Origin of the sequence: Streptomyces sp. RKAG293 (assembly GCF_023701745.1) — a bacterium.
Taxonomy (GTDB): Bacteria; Actinomycetota; Actinomycetes; order Streptomycetales; family Streptomycetaceae; genus Actinacidiphila.
Genome location: NZ_JAJOZB010000001.1, coordinates 7,333,056 through 7,345,267 on the forward strand (window position 1 = coordinate 7,333,056; position 12,212 = coordinate 7,345,267).

The 12,212-nt window shown below is 68.1% G+C and carries 13 protein-coding genes and 1 pseudogene; 5 read left to right on the forward strand and 9 right to left on the reverse strand.

The features are described from left to right. Window positions 1-201: 201 nt before the first annotated feature. On the reverse strand, window positions 202-849 hold the full coding sequence (locus LNW72_RS32480) for a type III effector protein (RefSeq protein ID WP_250978626.1): 648 nt from the start codon (window positions 847-849) through the stop codon (window positions 202-204). Between the two features lie 130 nt (window positions 850-979). Here LNW72_RS32480 and LNW72_RS32485 point away from each other — a divergent pair, with 130 nt between their 5' ends. From LNW72_RS32485 to LNW72_RS32495, 3 genes are all read left to right on the forward strand, one after another. Next, window positions 980-1,435 carry an Hsp20/alpha crystallin family protein gene (locus LNW72_RS32485; protein ID WP_250978627.1) on the forward strand — a complete coding sequence of 152 codons (456 nt, stop codon included), beginning with the start codon at window positions 980-982 and terminating at the stop codon, window positions 1,433-1,435. Between the two features lie 128 nt (window positions 1,436-1,563). Beyond that, on the forward strand, window positions 1,564-1,953 hold the full coding sequence (locus LNW72_RS32490; RefSeq protein WP_250978628.1) for a DUF2267 domain-containing protein: 390 nt from the start codon (window positions 1,564-1,566) through the stop codon (window positions 1,951-1,953). A 152-nt stretch (window positions 1,954-2,105) separates the two neighbouring features. Beyond that, window positions 2,106-2,510: a DUF2267 domain-containing protein gene (locus LNW72_RS32495; RefSeq protein ID WP_250978629.1), complete on the forward strand. Its 405-nt coding sequence runs from the start codon at window positions 2,106-2,108 to the stop codon at window positions 2,508-2,510. Window positions 2,511-2,838: 328 nt separating this feature from the next. Here the strand turns inward: LNW72_RS32495 and LNW72_RS32500 are convergent, their stop codons facing one another. After that, entirely contained in the window at window positions 2,839-3,015 is a 177-nt protein-coding gene (locus LNW72_RS32500; RefSeq protein ID WP_250978630.1) for a hypothetical protein, read from the reverse strand. A gap of 231 nt (window positions 3,016-3,246) precedes the next feature. Between LNW72_RS32500 and LNW72_RS32505 the strand changes: the two genes are divergently transcribed. After that, window positions 3,247-4,317, forward strand: coding sequence for a hypothetical protein (locus LNW72_RS32505; RefSeq protein WP_250978631.1), 1,071 nt, complete (start codon window positions 3,247-3,249; stop codon window positions 4,315-4,317). A 311-nt stretch (window positions 4,318-4,628) separates the two neighbouring features. Here LNW72_RS32505 and LNW72_RS32510 read toward each other — a convergent pair whose 3' ends face one another. The 6 genes from LNW72_RS32510 to LNW72_RS32535 all read right to left on the reverse strand — a co-directional run bounded on the left by LNW72_RS32510 (window position 4,629) and on the right by LNW72_RS32535 (window position 9,198). Further along, window positions 4,629-4,817 (reverse strand): hypothetical protein, encoded by a 189-nt coding sequence (locus LNW72_RS32510; RefSeq protein WP_250978632.1) that lies wholly within the window; start codon window positions 4,815-4,817, stop codon window positions 4,629-4,631. Between the two features lie 884 nt (window positions 4,818-5,701). Then, window positions 5,702-6,586 carry an ABC transporter permease gene (locus tag LNW72_RS32515; RefSeq protein ID WP_250978633.1) on the reverse strand — a complete coding sequence of 295 codons (885 nt, stop codon included), beginning with the start codon at window positions 6,584-6,586 and terminating at the stop codon, window positions 5,702-5,704. Next, entirely contained in the window at window positions 6,583-7,212 is a 630-nt protein-coding gene (locus LNW72_RS32520; RefSeq protein ID WP_250978634.1) for an ABC transporter ATP-binding protein, read from the reverse strand. Before LNW72_RS32520 ends, LNW72_RS32515 begins: the two co-directional genes overlap by 4 nt. A 111-nt stretch (window positions 7,213-7,323) precedes the next feature. Next, window positions 7,324-8,586, reverse strand: a complete 1,263-nt coding sequence (locus tag LNW72_RS32525; protein ID WP_250978635.1) for a cytochrome P450 — start codon at window positions 8,584-8,586, stop codon at window positions 7,324-7,326. Window positions 8,587-8,632: 46 nt separating this feature from the next. After that, window positions 8,633-8,860, reverse strand: a complete 228-nt coding sequence (locus LNW72_RS32530; protein WP_250978636.1) for a hypothetical protein — start codon at window positions 8,858-8,860, stop codon at window positions 8,633-8,635. 77 nt (window positions 8,861-8,937) lie between these two features. Beyond that, a complete protein-coding gene (locus LNW72_RS32535; RefSeq protein WP_250978637.1) occupies window positions 8,938-9,198 on the reverse strand; it encodes an acyl carrier protein in 261 nt (86 codons plus the stop codon). A 496-nt stretch (window positions 9,199-9,694) separates the two neighbouring features. On the opposite strand from LNW72_RS32535, the gene LNW72_RS32540 reads away from it, so the two are divergent. Further along, entirely contained in the window at window positions 9,695-10,630 is a 936-nt protein-coding gene (locus LNW72_RS32540) for an alpha/beta fold hydrolase (protein ID WP_250978638.1), read from the forward strand. Window positions 10,631-10,895: 265 nt separating this feature from the next. On the opposite strand, the pseudogene LNW72_RS32545 reads toward LNW72_RS32540, so the two are convergent. Beyond that, window positions 10,896-11,169 (reverse strand): annotated as a pseudogene (locus LNW72_RS32545) (IS1380 family transposase); the annotation flags it as partial. Between the last annotated feature and the right edge of the window lie 1,043 nt (window positions 11,170-12,212).

A 12,212-nucleotide genomic window follows, 5' to 3' on the forward strand; every position in this document is an offset into this window, starting at 1 on the left:
TTCAAACCCGTACGACCGGTCTATGCGGGTAGGGGGCCTGCATCGCGCATGGTCGCTGCCGGCGTACCCGGCTTCGCGGTGCTTGATGACGTGCAGGTGAAGGAGCACTGGGGAGGTCCATGGTTCGCACCTTTCGGAGAGCGGTCGGGCCGCCGCAGCGCCGGAGCCGGGTGGACCTGTGTTGATGCCGGACGTGGCGGGTCAATGGTCGCCGCTGTCGCGGCGGAGTTGGTCGGTGTGGCGGGTGACGGTGTCGATGCGCGTGGCGAGATCGGTGTGGCCGGCCTGGAGGTGGGTGCGTGTTGCCGTCAGTGGGTCGAGGAGGTGGGTGGCGTCGTCGTGGGCGAGGGCGTCGGCCAATGCGGCGAGGGGGGTATCGGCGCGTGAGGGGAGGTCGGTGAGCGCGGTGATCTGTCCGGCGAGCTGGCGCAGGTCGGCGGCGTTGTCCCGGGCCCAGGTGGTGATGTTGCGGTCCGCCGCGCGGCGGTTGCGGGTGGCTTGCACGCGTTGTTCGCCGGTGGATCCGGGAGCTCCGGAGCGGACACGCAGGTAGCGGCGTTCGGCTGCCTGGCGACTGGCGACGCCGAGAGGGTGGGCGAGTTCGGCCCAGCTCGCACCTGCGTCGCGTGCCGCTTCGATGAGGGACGGTTCCCATCCGGCGAGCTGGTCGCGCAGCTCACGCAGCAACAGCAGGGCCGCCAGCGCTTGCCCGGAACTGGCGTCCTTGGTCTGCGGGGGCTGTCCGGGCTGAGGAGTCTGAGCGGTGTGGACGGCTTCATTGATGGCGTCCAAGGCGATCGAGGCGGCGAGGAGGGAGGCGGGGTCGGTGGGGTGTCCGGGGCCGGTCATGGACGTTCCTCTCGTACGTGTCACCCTTCTGATGACATCGTGCTTGTCATCGTTTGGATGACATGCTACAACGGAAGCACGTTGAAGCGCATTGGCAGTTTCTGCCTGAACCAACTGGAGGTGTTTCGCGATGTTGATGCGCACTGACCCGTTCCGCGAGATGGACCGGATCGTCCAGCAGCTGACGGGAACGACCGGGACCTGGTCGAAGCCGACCGCCATGCCGATGGACGCCTACCGCGCCGGCGACGAGTACGTCATCGCCTTCGATCTGCCTGGTGCGGAGAAGGACGCGATCGACATCGACGTCGAACGGAACATGCTCACCGTACGGGCGGAGCGCCGACCGGTGGCGAAGAAGGGCGACGTGCAGATGGAGCTCTCCGAGCGTCCCCTGGGCGTCTTCTCCCGCCAGGTGATGCTCGCCGACACCCTGGACACCGAGCACATCCAGGCGGACTACGACGCGGGTGTCCTGACCCTGCGCATCCCGATCGCCGAGCGCGCCAAGCCTCGCAAGATCTCCATCGGCGGCCAGAGCACGCACCAGCAGATCCAGGCCACGCACCAGCAGATCAGCAGCTGACCCGGTCGTCCCCGACAGTCCAGCGAGCGGAGGACGGGACGCGATTCGTCCCTCCCGTCCCGTCCTCCGAATCGCCCAGTTGCACCTACACCCGTAGAAGCACCCACGCGAAGGGGGCCGTGGTGGTCATGCGATGGGAAGCGTTCCTCGACCAGGTCCAGGACCGCGGCGAGTACCGCACCCGCCAGGAGGCCGAACAGGCCGCACGTATTGTTCTGGCTCTGCTGGGCGCGCACCTGGTCGGTGATGTCCGGGCCGAGCTGGCCACCCGCCTCCCGGAAACGTTCGCCGTCATCCTGCTCAATCCCTTGCAGGCAGCCGAACCGCTGTCTCCCGAGCGGTTCGTGCGGGCCGTCGCGGCCTGGATCGAGGGCGCCACGGAGCAAACAGCCGCCTGGGACGTCAGCGCGGTACTGAGCGTCAGCGCCGACGCAGCGGGCGAGGACCTCACCGCCCGTGTCCTGCTGCAACTACCTCCGGGCTACAACCTGCTGTTCGGCCGCCCCCACCACACCTGACGCCCCAAGGGCGGCCCCGCACCTTCCTTGCTGAGCCGCCACGGCCGAACTGCACAGCGACAGGCCGTATTCACCCCCGAGAACGTCTCAGGACGAGAAAGGCAAGCACCGATGTTCCACCACCCCGAACCGGGATCATCGCCGGCCCCGCCATGCCCGGCACGACGTTCGACCTGATGCTGGAGCGGATCAGGTACGAAGGCGCGTACGCCACTCGGCAGCGGGCCGAGGAAACCCTGCACGCAGTGCTGACGGTCCTCGGGCAACAGCTCATCGGCGACGAACGCGTCGACCTGGCCGCGTGCCTCCCCGTCGAGGCGGCACTCACCCTCACCGCCCAGCTCCCTACCCTCGAACCCTGTAACGGATGGGGCTTCGTCAGCAATCTCGCCGCCCTCACCGGCGGCAGCCCCGCCACCGCGCGCTGGGACGCCGGCGCCGTCCTCGCCACCGTCGCCGAACTGGCCGGCACGAACCTCCTCGACCGCATCCTCGCCCAACTCCCCCCTGGTTATGCCCTCTTGTTCGGCCGCGCAGAACTCATCCAAGCCGCTTAACAGCTGGGAAATGGGGTCGTTCCTGCTCGGATCGGATAATTCGCCGGGCATGGCGCACTGGTTGTCTCGATTGTCAGGCCCGGCAGCTGTACCTAGATCTCCACGGCGATCGGGCCTGCTGAAAGGCGGAAGTGGGCGGGTCCGGGCCGCCGGAGAGGGGACACGTCACGAGACCAGAGTGGTGCGGGGGTCTTGTCCTCGCACGCGCTGGTGTTCTCCGCGGCGGCCCAGGCGATCTCGTGGGGGAGTGGTCAGCACTGGTAACCGTTGTGGCCGGCCCAGTCGCCGTTCTCGTTGTCGGTGTCATCATCCGCGAGCGAATGAGGGCCTAGCAGCCGCCCGACTGCGTCGGCATCGCCGTCGTCATCAGCTCTGAAGGGTTCGCAAACCCCGCACCGGGCGTGATGGTCGCGGACGGGCGCGAATGCGAGATGGTCACCGGGATCGACGACCACTCCCGGTTCGTGGTGATCCCCGGGCAACCACCGCTGTTGGCGCCGGTCATGGACCCGACGATCGAAGTGGCGTCAGGACCATGGTCGGCGCGGCCGCGCAGTGGCTCCTGGCCGGCGCTACCGGGTAGGGCGCGGGGCGGTGCTGCGGAACAACGCTGGCCGCAACCCACGCACACCCGCGGAGCGGACTTTCCCTACTCTCGTTCCCCCGGAGCCACCGGGCTGCCACACTCCACAGGACGGGTCGTCTACGCCGACAACGCGGGCTTGGGGGAGACAACGTGCCGGTTCCGCTTCCAGCCACCGACGCACAGCTGCGGCAGGCCGCCGAGCGTGCGGTGAAACGGTGGATCGACGAGACCGGCCGGGCACTGCGCGACCGGTGGACCGCGCGGCCTGGCCTTGACCAGGCCCTGGCCGCCGTGCCGGAGGGACCCCGGCGGTCGTGGTGGGCAGAGGTGCTGCGGGGGTTCGCGGACCAGCGCACTCACCGTTTCCCGGAGGCCGCGGCACCTCGTCGCGCCGAGGCGACCGGCCAGGTACTGGAGATCCTGCGGAGCAGGGAACCGCGCCTGACGGGCGAGGACCTGGTCCGTCCGACGGCGGCCGGCCTGGAAGCGCTCGCCGCTCTCGCCGCCGCGACCGAAGTGGGGCAGGATCTGACCGCGCTGGCTGTGGCCGTGGATGCGGAGTTGGCCGAATTCGTCGCCCGCGCGGTCCAGCTGGAGGATCTCCGGTCCCGTAAGGTCACCGCTTTGGCGGCCGTGTGCGGCCCGCTACTGGCCCGGATCGCCCAGGCGGACGCCTTCGAAGCCCGGATCGCAGCCGCCGACCGCCCCGCACTGCTCCTGGCGTGGACCGGCCCGGCGCTCGCGGCCCGCGCCGCCGCCCGGGCGGCGGTGGACATCCGGCGGGTCAGCGACACAGCGGACCGTGCGCTGCGCCTGGTGTCCGACGCCGCGTTTGCGGAGCGGCAGCAGGCCCTCTCCGCGCCGTTCGACGTCGCCGCCGACGCGATCGGACCGGCCGACGCGGCGTTCTCCGAAGCGTGGGACACGCTCGGTGAGGCGGTGCACATCCATCATGTGTTCTTCCGTACCTGGGAGGACCCGGCACTCGGGTGGGCCGAACAGTTCGCCGGTGTCTACGGGTACACCGGTCTGCTGGCCATGCACGACCTGGACCCCTACCTGGTGGAGCGGGCCTTGAGGAGACTCGACGGATCCCAGGGCTGGAGTCTGTGGGCGCGCTTCCAGGAATACTGCCCCACGGACAGTCCCCGGCAGCGGATCGCCGATGCCCTCACCGAACTCAACGAAGTCCAACCGCGGTTCCCAGGCGGCCCGATGTAGTCGCCGCAGGGCCCGAGTCCCGGGCGCACCACCGCCCCGTCGGCCAGTGAGCTGGTGGAGTTCGTTCAGCACCACATGAGTCGTCTTCCGTACCGGTTTACAGGTTCGGCTGACGGACGCCGGCCGGCTTCGGTCTGCTGTGGCCTATGGGTGACAGCAGGCTGGAGCCACTGGAACCCCGGACCGCTCAGTCGGATCAGAGGGTTGTGTCCAGGCGTGAGGACAGTCAGAAGCAGACAAGCATCTCCTGAGACGCACACCAGTACGTCGAGCGTCTCATGGCAACGAACTGTCAAGCATGTCCAGAGACTTCACACCGACACTCGCAACACGGCGCGCAGTCTGGCGAGGCGGCTCGGCTCCGAAACGCCATCAGCCTGGAGGGCTTGCAACACGGCCCACTCATCTGCCAGAGCCGCGAACGCCAGCATCGTCATCAGCCCTGGAGGACTCGCAACAACTGGTCTCTCTTCAATGGGCGCCAGCTTGCTCGTCGTCATCAGCCCAGGGTCTCCAGAGATGGATCCCTGGGACCACTTGGGACCACGCGCTGTGCACGCAGCCGAACAGTGCCAGCTCATGGGAACAGAGCAGCGCGCATCACGTACCCGCTGACCTGCGAAAACCCTTGACTCGCCCTCTGGGGGTCAAGGGGTCGCAGGTTCAAATCCTGTCGTCCTGACGGTGTTTGCACAGGTCAGAGGCTGTCTCCGCATTGCGGAGACGGCCTCTGGTGTCTGTATTGTCGGATTTCACATGTGAGAGCTTGTGAGAGGCGCACTGCGCCGCCGTCTTTCCGCAGGTCAGATCTCCTTAGGGTCGAGATTCACTTGATTCGTTGCAAGTGACCATCACGGAACTTCTCAGCGCTGACGCTCATTGGCTGATGCCACGATCGGGTGCTGGGCGTACGGCGCCTGCGGCGTCGCGGGCGGGTGGCCAACACCGCGAGCCGGCGCCCGGGCTCTGGACCTGCAGGCCGAGGTCGGCGCGAGTGGGCGGCAACGGGTTGTGCAGCGGCGGGGGTCGACCTACCTGGCTGACAGCAAAATCGTCGAACAGCTCGACGGCGGTACGGTGCGGGCACGTTGGCCGTTCGCAAGCCAGGGGCGAGCCAACAGGTCGATGACCGTCAGCCTTCCGGCGATTGGCGTACCCGTGAGGTGCCGCTGCGTACGGCTTCCCCCGCCACGCTGAACTTCATGCAGAGGTTCGTGCCGTGGGCGGTCTTCTTCCCACTCTTGCATTTCCACCAGCCGCGGACACCCTAGGCATAGCCGCCCCCACCGGGTTGGCATCTCTCCACCTCGTGCGTCCGGTCCGCCGATTGCTGGCAGGCGGCCCTTGGCGTCGTGGCGGCCGAGACCGAGGAGTTGTGGGCGGGTCAGGGTGCCAGAGACGGTGCCGATGATTGCTTCGGTGGTGTCGTGGTGATGTCGATACCAACTGTGGACGCCTCAGTACCTACGTGAGCGAGCCCTACGCCGGCGGCCTTCGGGGGGAGGGCGTTGCGGGTGCGCCGATGGAAGGCGAGCAGGGCCAGCAGTGCGGTGGCGGTGAACCAGAGGGCCTGTAGAGCGAGGTAATCGGGGGTGTGAGTAGTGGAGAAGCCGCTGGCGGTGGCGGTCTGGATGGCTCCGTGGGAGGGCAGGAAGTGCACAAGGGGACTCCCCGCGCTGGAGCTGCGGGTGGGGTTTTGCAGGGTGATGTCGACGATGCTGGTCATCGCGACGGCGAACATGCCCTCGACCTCGCGGCGGAGCACGGATCCGAAGACGACGCCGAGGGCGCCGTAGGTCATTGCGCTACTGAAGAGTGCGGTCGCGAGTTGGAGCGGCTGCTTGGGGGACCATGCCATGCAGATGACGGCAGTGGCGTAGGCGGCGACGAGGGCCGAGGCCAGGGTGAGGGTGGCGGCTTTGGCCAGGACGAGGTGGGGGCGGGGGTAACCCGCCAGGGCGAGGCGCTTGTCGAAGCGCCCGCCGGTGAAGGTGGCGGCGAACATCATGAACCCGGTGATGAGCGCGACGGCGTTGAGGGCACCCGTGAGCTGGGTCATCTGGTTGCCGGCAGGTGCGAGGAGCTGCCCGGTGGCGCGCAGGCGGAAGGGGATGGGGGTCTTGGGGATGACGAGGTAGGCCAGGACCGTCCAGGTGGGGACGAAGGCCACGACCAAGAGCATGGCGAACTTGTTGCGGGAGTGTTCGATCACGTTGTAGCGGACGGCGGTGGTGAACCAGATCAGATGCCTTCTGGCGCCGTTGCTCATGCCGTTGTTCCTTCTGCGGTGTGTGCGAGGGTGGGAGTGTGGGGGTGCAGACGGCCGGCGTTCAGGCGATAGAGCAGGTCGAGACGTTCGGCGTCATAGGCCAGGTGGGAGACCACGAGCACGGAGCGGCCTGAGTCGCGCAGTTGGGTGGCGAGGTCCCAGAAGCGCTGATAGGTGTCCCAGTCGAAGCCCTGGTAGGGCTCGTCCAGCAGCAGCACCTGCGGGTCGTGCATGAGGGCGAGAGTGAGGTTCAGTTTCTGCCGGGTACCGCCGCTGAGGACCCCGGTGCGGGTGTCTGCGTACTCGTCGAGCCGCAGCGCCGCCATGATTTCCTCGGCGCGTCGCAGGTCCGCCAGCCCGTAGGCAGTCTTGAAGAACTTCAGGTGCTGGCGCACCGTCAGCGCGTCGTTGAGGACCACGTCCTGGGGGCAGTACCCGAACCGGCCGCGGTGGGTCACCGTGCCCCGCGTGGGACGCAGTTCGCCGGAGATGATTTTCAGCAGGGTCGACTTTCCCGCGCCGTTTTCCCCGACGATTCCGGCCAGGACACCGGGGGGTAGGTCCAGGTCGATGCCGTGTAGCACAGCACGTCGGCGGTAGGCGTGGGACAAGCCTCTGACCTGCATGATGTTCCTTCCTCTGGGTGGCGCTCGGTTCGGGTCCGGGGTTCAACGGCTCCGGCATCTGCCAGGACACGCCGCGTCACCGGTGAATGCGATGGCTGCCTGGGCCTGCCGTCAGTGGGTGAGCACTGGGCGGGGGCGGCGGCTGACCGGGAGGGTCAGGAAGGTCCGCAGGTTGAGTCCGGGCGTGCGGGTGGCCGGTCCGTCCGTGTGCAGGGTGGGAAAGCGGCGCAGGAGCTCGGGGAGGAATTCGGCTGCGTTCAAGCGGGCGAGGGGCGCGCCGAGGCAGTAGTGGATCCCGGCGCCGAAGGCGAGGCTGCGGCGCGGGGGGCGCCGGAAGTCGAGGGTGTGGGGGTCGGGGAAGTGTGCGGGGTCGCGGTTGGCGGCGGCGATGAGGGCGTGGACGAGGGTGCCGGCAGGGACGTGGGTGCCCGCCACCGTGGTCTCCCGGGTCGGGACACGGACGGCGTTCTGGACGGATGGGTCCCACCGGGTGAGTTCCTCGATGGCCTGGGGCAGGGCCTCGGAATGGGCAGCCAGCCACCGTGCCTGGCCGGGGTACTGCTCGAAGGCTTGGACAGCGGTGGCGAACAGGGACGAGGTGGTCTCGGCTCCGGCGCCGACGAGGAAAACGATGTGGGCGGCCAACTCGTCGCGGGGCACCCGCTCGGTGCCGAGGCGTTCGTGTGTGAGCCATTGGGACATCAGGTCGGTGCCGGGGGTGCGCGCGCGTTCGTCGAGGAGGGCCATGACGTAGGTGTGGAACTCGGCGGCTGCCGCATCGGCGACCACGGTCTGGGCGGGGGTGGCGAAGGGTTCGGTCAGTGCTGCGGTATCGAGGCTGTACCGGGCGACCAGGGCCCGGTCCTCGGAGGGCAGTCCGAGGATTTCGCACATGACGGCAACGGGCAGCGCGCGGGCGACCTTGCCGACGAAGTCCGCCTGGCCGTACCGGGTGAGCTCGGCGTCCAGTTGGTCGAGGTGGATGCGCACGAGCGTGCGGACGGTGGGACGGATGCGTTCCAGCGCGGCGGGGGTGAAGGGGCCGGACTGGAGGCGACGCATCCGGCCGTGCAGAGGAGGGTTGAGTCGTGGAAGGGTGATCAGGACCTTTGCGCTCAGGCCGTCGGTGTCGAGGCCCCGTGCGGCGCGCCACTTGTGATCGGGCACCTGCCAGATCCGGTCCGTGAGGATTTGGAGGCATTCGGTGTAGCCGGTGACCAGGAGCGCGTGCGGACCGTGGCTTACGACCGGCCCGGCGCTGCGGATCTCCTCGAAGAGGGGGAAGGGGTCCTCGCGGCCCTGGCGGGACTGGAGCCGGCGGATGACGCCACGCGGAGCGGGCGGGGCGGCCGAGGGTGCGGTGGCAGTGTCCATGAGCGGGATGCTCCTGTCGTGGGGCAGTGCCCTGAGCGGTACGGGATTATGCGGTACAGAAGGCCAAGACGACGTTGTGGCCGCCGAACCCGAAAGAGTTCGACAGTGCGGCCCGCACCGGCCGGCGGGAAGCAGTCTTGGTCACGAGGTTCAGTTCGATGCCGGGGGCGGGGTACCCGAGATTGTCCGTGCGCGGAACCATCGACTGCTGGATCGCCAGGATGCCCGTAGGTTCGGGGTGGGTGGCAGCCGCGGTGGAGTCAGTGTCGCGCACCCTGCGCCACGTCGCGTCCACTCAATACCCGGCAGGGGTGACTATCCCCAGCCCCGTGACCGCGATCTGCTTCCCCCTCACTGACATGCCGAAGCCACCGACGCCCTCTCACCGTCGATACCGCCGTCGATCACCTCGGCCACCTCGCGGAGCGTTGAGCCCTTGCCCATGTTCCGGCCGGTGACTTTGGCCCCGAACCGGTCCTCCAAGATGGCGGCGAGCTCGGCCACATCCAGGGAGTCCAACTCCATATCGGCCAAAGTGGCGTCAGCCCGGATCATCTCCGGCTCGACCTGAAACGTCTCGTCCAGGATGCCGACCAGGGTGTCGTAGACCATGCCAGTCATCACTCACCTTCCGACAAGTGGCGGCATGAAGGCCGTCACGCGCATTGCGACGTCGTCGTCACGTCACAGCAACTTCCGAAATGATCAAAGAGACACGGGCGACGGAAGAAAAACGCGGTGCGCTGGCACCCAGTCCGGTCGCAACACGACCTGCAATGACGGGCGGTGACAGCTTCCCGCTTTTGGCTGCTGCTGCGGACTGCCGACCAGGCAATGCCGTGTGTGAGCCCGCGGCCGGGCGAAGCAAGAAGCGGTCGCACGGCGGCCGCCGATCGTCTTCGGACTCACCCGTCTGCATGAGCACAACCCATTCGCGACCACACCGCCTGCTACAAAGGAGCCGCAACGACCGGCCTCGATGGCGGGTGTCACCGTCCAGGGCGACCGGGCTGCGCCGTGGTTGCCTTCGAACGGCACCAGCACCTCTCCCGAATGTGCTCCCGGCTCACCGAACCCCACGCACGACCGTTGGAGGAGCAGCGCACCCATGGAGCAAGGCGATGTCACCACCCGAGCGATCCGTAGCCGAGGGCTGGTCCTTCAGGTCCAGAGCCGCGCGAGCCCTTCACCGCGCACCGCCCCTGTTCTCGTCGTCCGCGCGGCCGCCGAGGGCGAGGCCACCATCCGCCCTCAGGCCAAGGCGCTGCTGCCCGTAGCGGACATCGTGGGTGTACGCATCGCCGGTGTGTCCGGCCCCGGGACGCTACCCCCGCACTGCGGCCTCGACGATCTCGCGGACGGCCTCGCTGCTGTCGTGGACGAACTCGGCCTGCCGCGGGTGCATGTCCTGGGGACCTCCCACGGAGGAGAGATCGCCTACCGCTTCGCGGTCCGTCACCCCGACCGCATCGATCACCTCGTCCTCACAGGCGCCAACGGACACCGCCCTCATCTGCCCCCCGACACCTCCCTCGCCGCCCTGGCGACCCGCGCAAGAAGTTCTGCCCGGCACGAGGTCGTCGACGAAATCATCTCCTCGGTGCTGTGCCTGGACCCCAGGCGTTCCGTACGCGGCCGCGCGACCATGCACTGGGCTCTCAACGACCTCTTCAACGGCGCGGACAACAGCCACATCAACCAGTGGATCCGCTGCCTGCAAATGCTCTGCGAGGCACCCCAGCCCACCGGACTGTCAGCCGCGCTCCTCGTGGTCACCGGCGAACACGACATCGCCATCCGCCCCACCGACAGCCGGGCCCTTGCCGCAATGTCGTCCCAAGCGGTGTTCGCCACCCTCCAAGAAGCCGACCATTGGGTCTTCCTCACCCGGACCCGCGAACACCTCGACCTGACCCGCAGATTCCTCCTCGACGAGCCCCTGGAACATCTGCCGTACCTCGCCGCTCTCGAACGCTTTCCCCATCCCGGCCTCGGCCGGCCCACCACCCCGGTTCCCGTAGGCGCCAACCCACAAGCAGGGTGACGACAAGGTGTTCCGGTGCGGGGAGGACGACAAGGACGGCCACTGACGGGTGAGATCGGCGCGGACTGCGCGCCTGGGCGTTGCCGGTCTCACCCTTCGGCTTGACGAGGCACGGATTTTGGATCCAGCGGCCCAGCTCAGCCCCAGCGATGAGGGTTGTGGTGCGAGCCGTCCGGGTGGGCGATGTGATGGGCCGCCAGCTTGCGACCGAGGACGGCCAGCGGAGATGAGGTGGCCGGGGTGGATACCGGGGAAGAGACATCTGGTGCGCCGGGACCAGCGCTCCGTCGATGTCCACGATTACCTCGCCGCCCGCGTCCGGAGCCTCCTCGCCGGTCAACCGTCGGGTCAGCTCACGGACTTCGGACCGCGCCCCACAGATCGCCGGAGTGCGCGAGGGCAGCCCGCGGCGAGGGCGTCGACCTGGCGGCAGACGGTTGGATCGCAGGCCGCCGGTCCGAACACGGCGGCTCCGCCTGCGGCATCGCAACGTCGGCCACGCAGTCCCAGCCAAGGGCTACGGCGAGCGCCACATCCAGGTGTCTCTCACAGGCGTCTCACGGACGGGGCGTCATGGAGCCGGAATGGTCGTCATGGCGGCGGTCGTGCAACAGGACCTGACCTGGGCGATCTGGACTGCACCGGACCACCAGACACAGTCCGTCAGGCTATGACGAACGCTGGGGGTCAAGGGGTCGCAGGTTCAAATCCTGTCGTCCCGACGGTGCTTACGCAGGTCAGAGGCCGTCTCCGCATTGCGGGGGCGGTCTCTGGTGTCTGTATTGTCGGATTTCAAATGTGAGAGCTTGTGAGAGGCGCACTGCGCCGCCGTCTTTCCGCAAGTCAGGGCCCCTTCGGGGCGGGATTCACTTGATTCGTTGCAGGCAACATCGCGTGGCGATCCAAGCCATTGGACGCTCTCAACGGCTGGTGACAGGGGGCCCGTTGGCTTTGGGGACAGAGTTTCTACTAGATCAAGGCGACTCGCTCCGCTTGCCGCTGGCCCGTCGCCTCGGGCTTCTCAGAGTCTGTAAAGCAGTCTTCTCGGGCATCGAAAGGGCCGCGCACAGCGTGGCGGCGCCGGCCGTCGCCCGGCGCGTCCTCGCCTCCACGTCTGCGCCACCGGCTGGCCGCGCCGGTCGCCGTCCGCGCCCACAAGTGGGGGAATCACAAGGTCGGGGTTGGGTCAGGGGCGGTGACGCGGTTGCCAGCCGTGAAGGCACGGCCTCCGGCGGGAGCGCTCCGACTCTGGGATGGGAGCAACTCGGCGACCTCGGGTCGTACGTGGTCGGGGTGGGGGCTGCCATGCCGCCTGCCGTCGTCCCAGGCAGAGCCGAGCAGTCGCGGCCCAGGGCGTCAAGGTCGTTCGTACAGTGGCGCGCTCCACTTTGACGCCCTGAACCACGCCCGCTCCACAGAGTGTGGGACGACGGCAGACGGGATGGAACCGGGAGCGTAGTGGCGAGGGCGCCGGCCAGCCGCTCCACCACCCTCGTGGGTATGCTCGCCGCACCATAGTCACCAGCGAAACGTGAGCCCGCCGTGTCCATACCCAAGAGCTTGTCCCGCCTTTTCGAGAGGA

What these genes read in the sequence shown, in the direction of transcription:
- LNW72_RS32495 (WP_250978629.1), top strand. Translation starts at nt 2,106, where the DNA reads ATGCCCGGCACGACGTTCGACCTGATGCTGGAGCGGATCAGGTACGAA.
- LNW72_RS32500 (WP_250978630.1), bottom strand. Translation starts at nt 3,015, where the DNA reads ATGACCGGCGCCAACAGCGGTGGTTGCCCGGGGATCACCACGAACCGG.
- LNW72_RS32525 (WP_250978635.1), bottom strand. Translation starts at nt 8,586, where the DNA reads ATGGACACTGCCACCGCACCCTCGGCCGCCCCGCCCGCTCCGCGTGGC.
- LNW72_RS32510 (WP_250978632.1), bottom strand. Translation starts at nt 4,817, where the DNA reads ATGACGACGAGCAAGCTGGCGCCCATTGAAGAGAGACCAGTTGTTGCG.
- LNW72_RS32535 (WP_250978637.1), bottom strand. Translation starts at nt 9,198, where the DNA reads ATGGTCTACGACACCCTGGTCGGCATCCTGGACGAGACGTTTCAGGTC.
- LNW72_RS32520 (WP_250978634.1), bottom strand. Translation starts at nt 7,212, where the DNA reads ATGCAGGTCAGAGGCTTGTCCCACGCCTACCGCCGACGTGCTGTGCTA.
- LNW72_RS32515 (WP_250978633.1), bottom strand. Translation starts at nt 6,586, where the DNA reads ATGAGCAACGGCGCCAGAAGGCATCTGATCTGGTTCACCACCGCCGTC.
- LNW72_RS32540 (WP_250978638.1), top strand. Translation starts at nt 9,695, where the DNA reads ATGGAGCAAGGCGATGTCACCACCCGAGCGATCCGTAGCCGAGGGCTG.
- LNW72_RS32480 (WP_250978626.1), bottom strand. Translation starts at nt 849, where the DNA reads ATGACCGGCCCCGGACACCCCACCGACCCCGCCTCCCTCCTCGCCGCC.
- LNW72_RS32485 (WP_250978627.1), top strand. Translation starts at nt 980, where the DNA reads ATGTTGATGCGCACTGACCCGTTCCGCGAGATGGACCGGATCGTCCAG.
- LNW72_RS32490 (WP_250978628.1), top strand. Translation starts at nt 1,564, where the DNA reads ATGCGATGGGAAGCGTTCCTCGACCAGGTCCAGGACCGCGGCGAGTAC.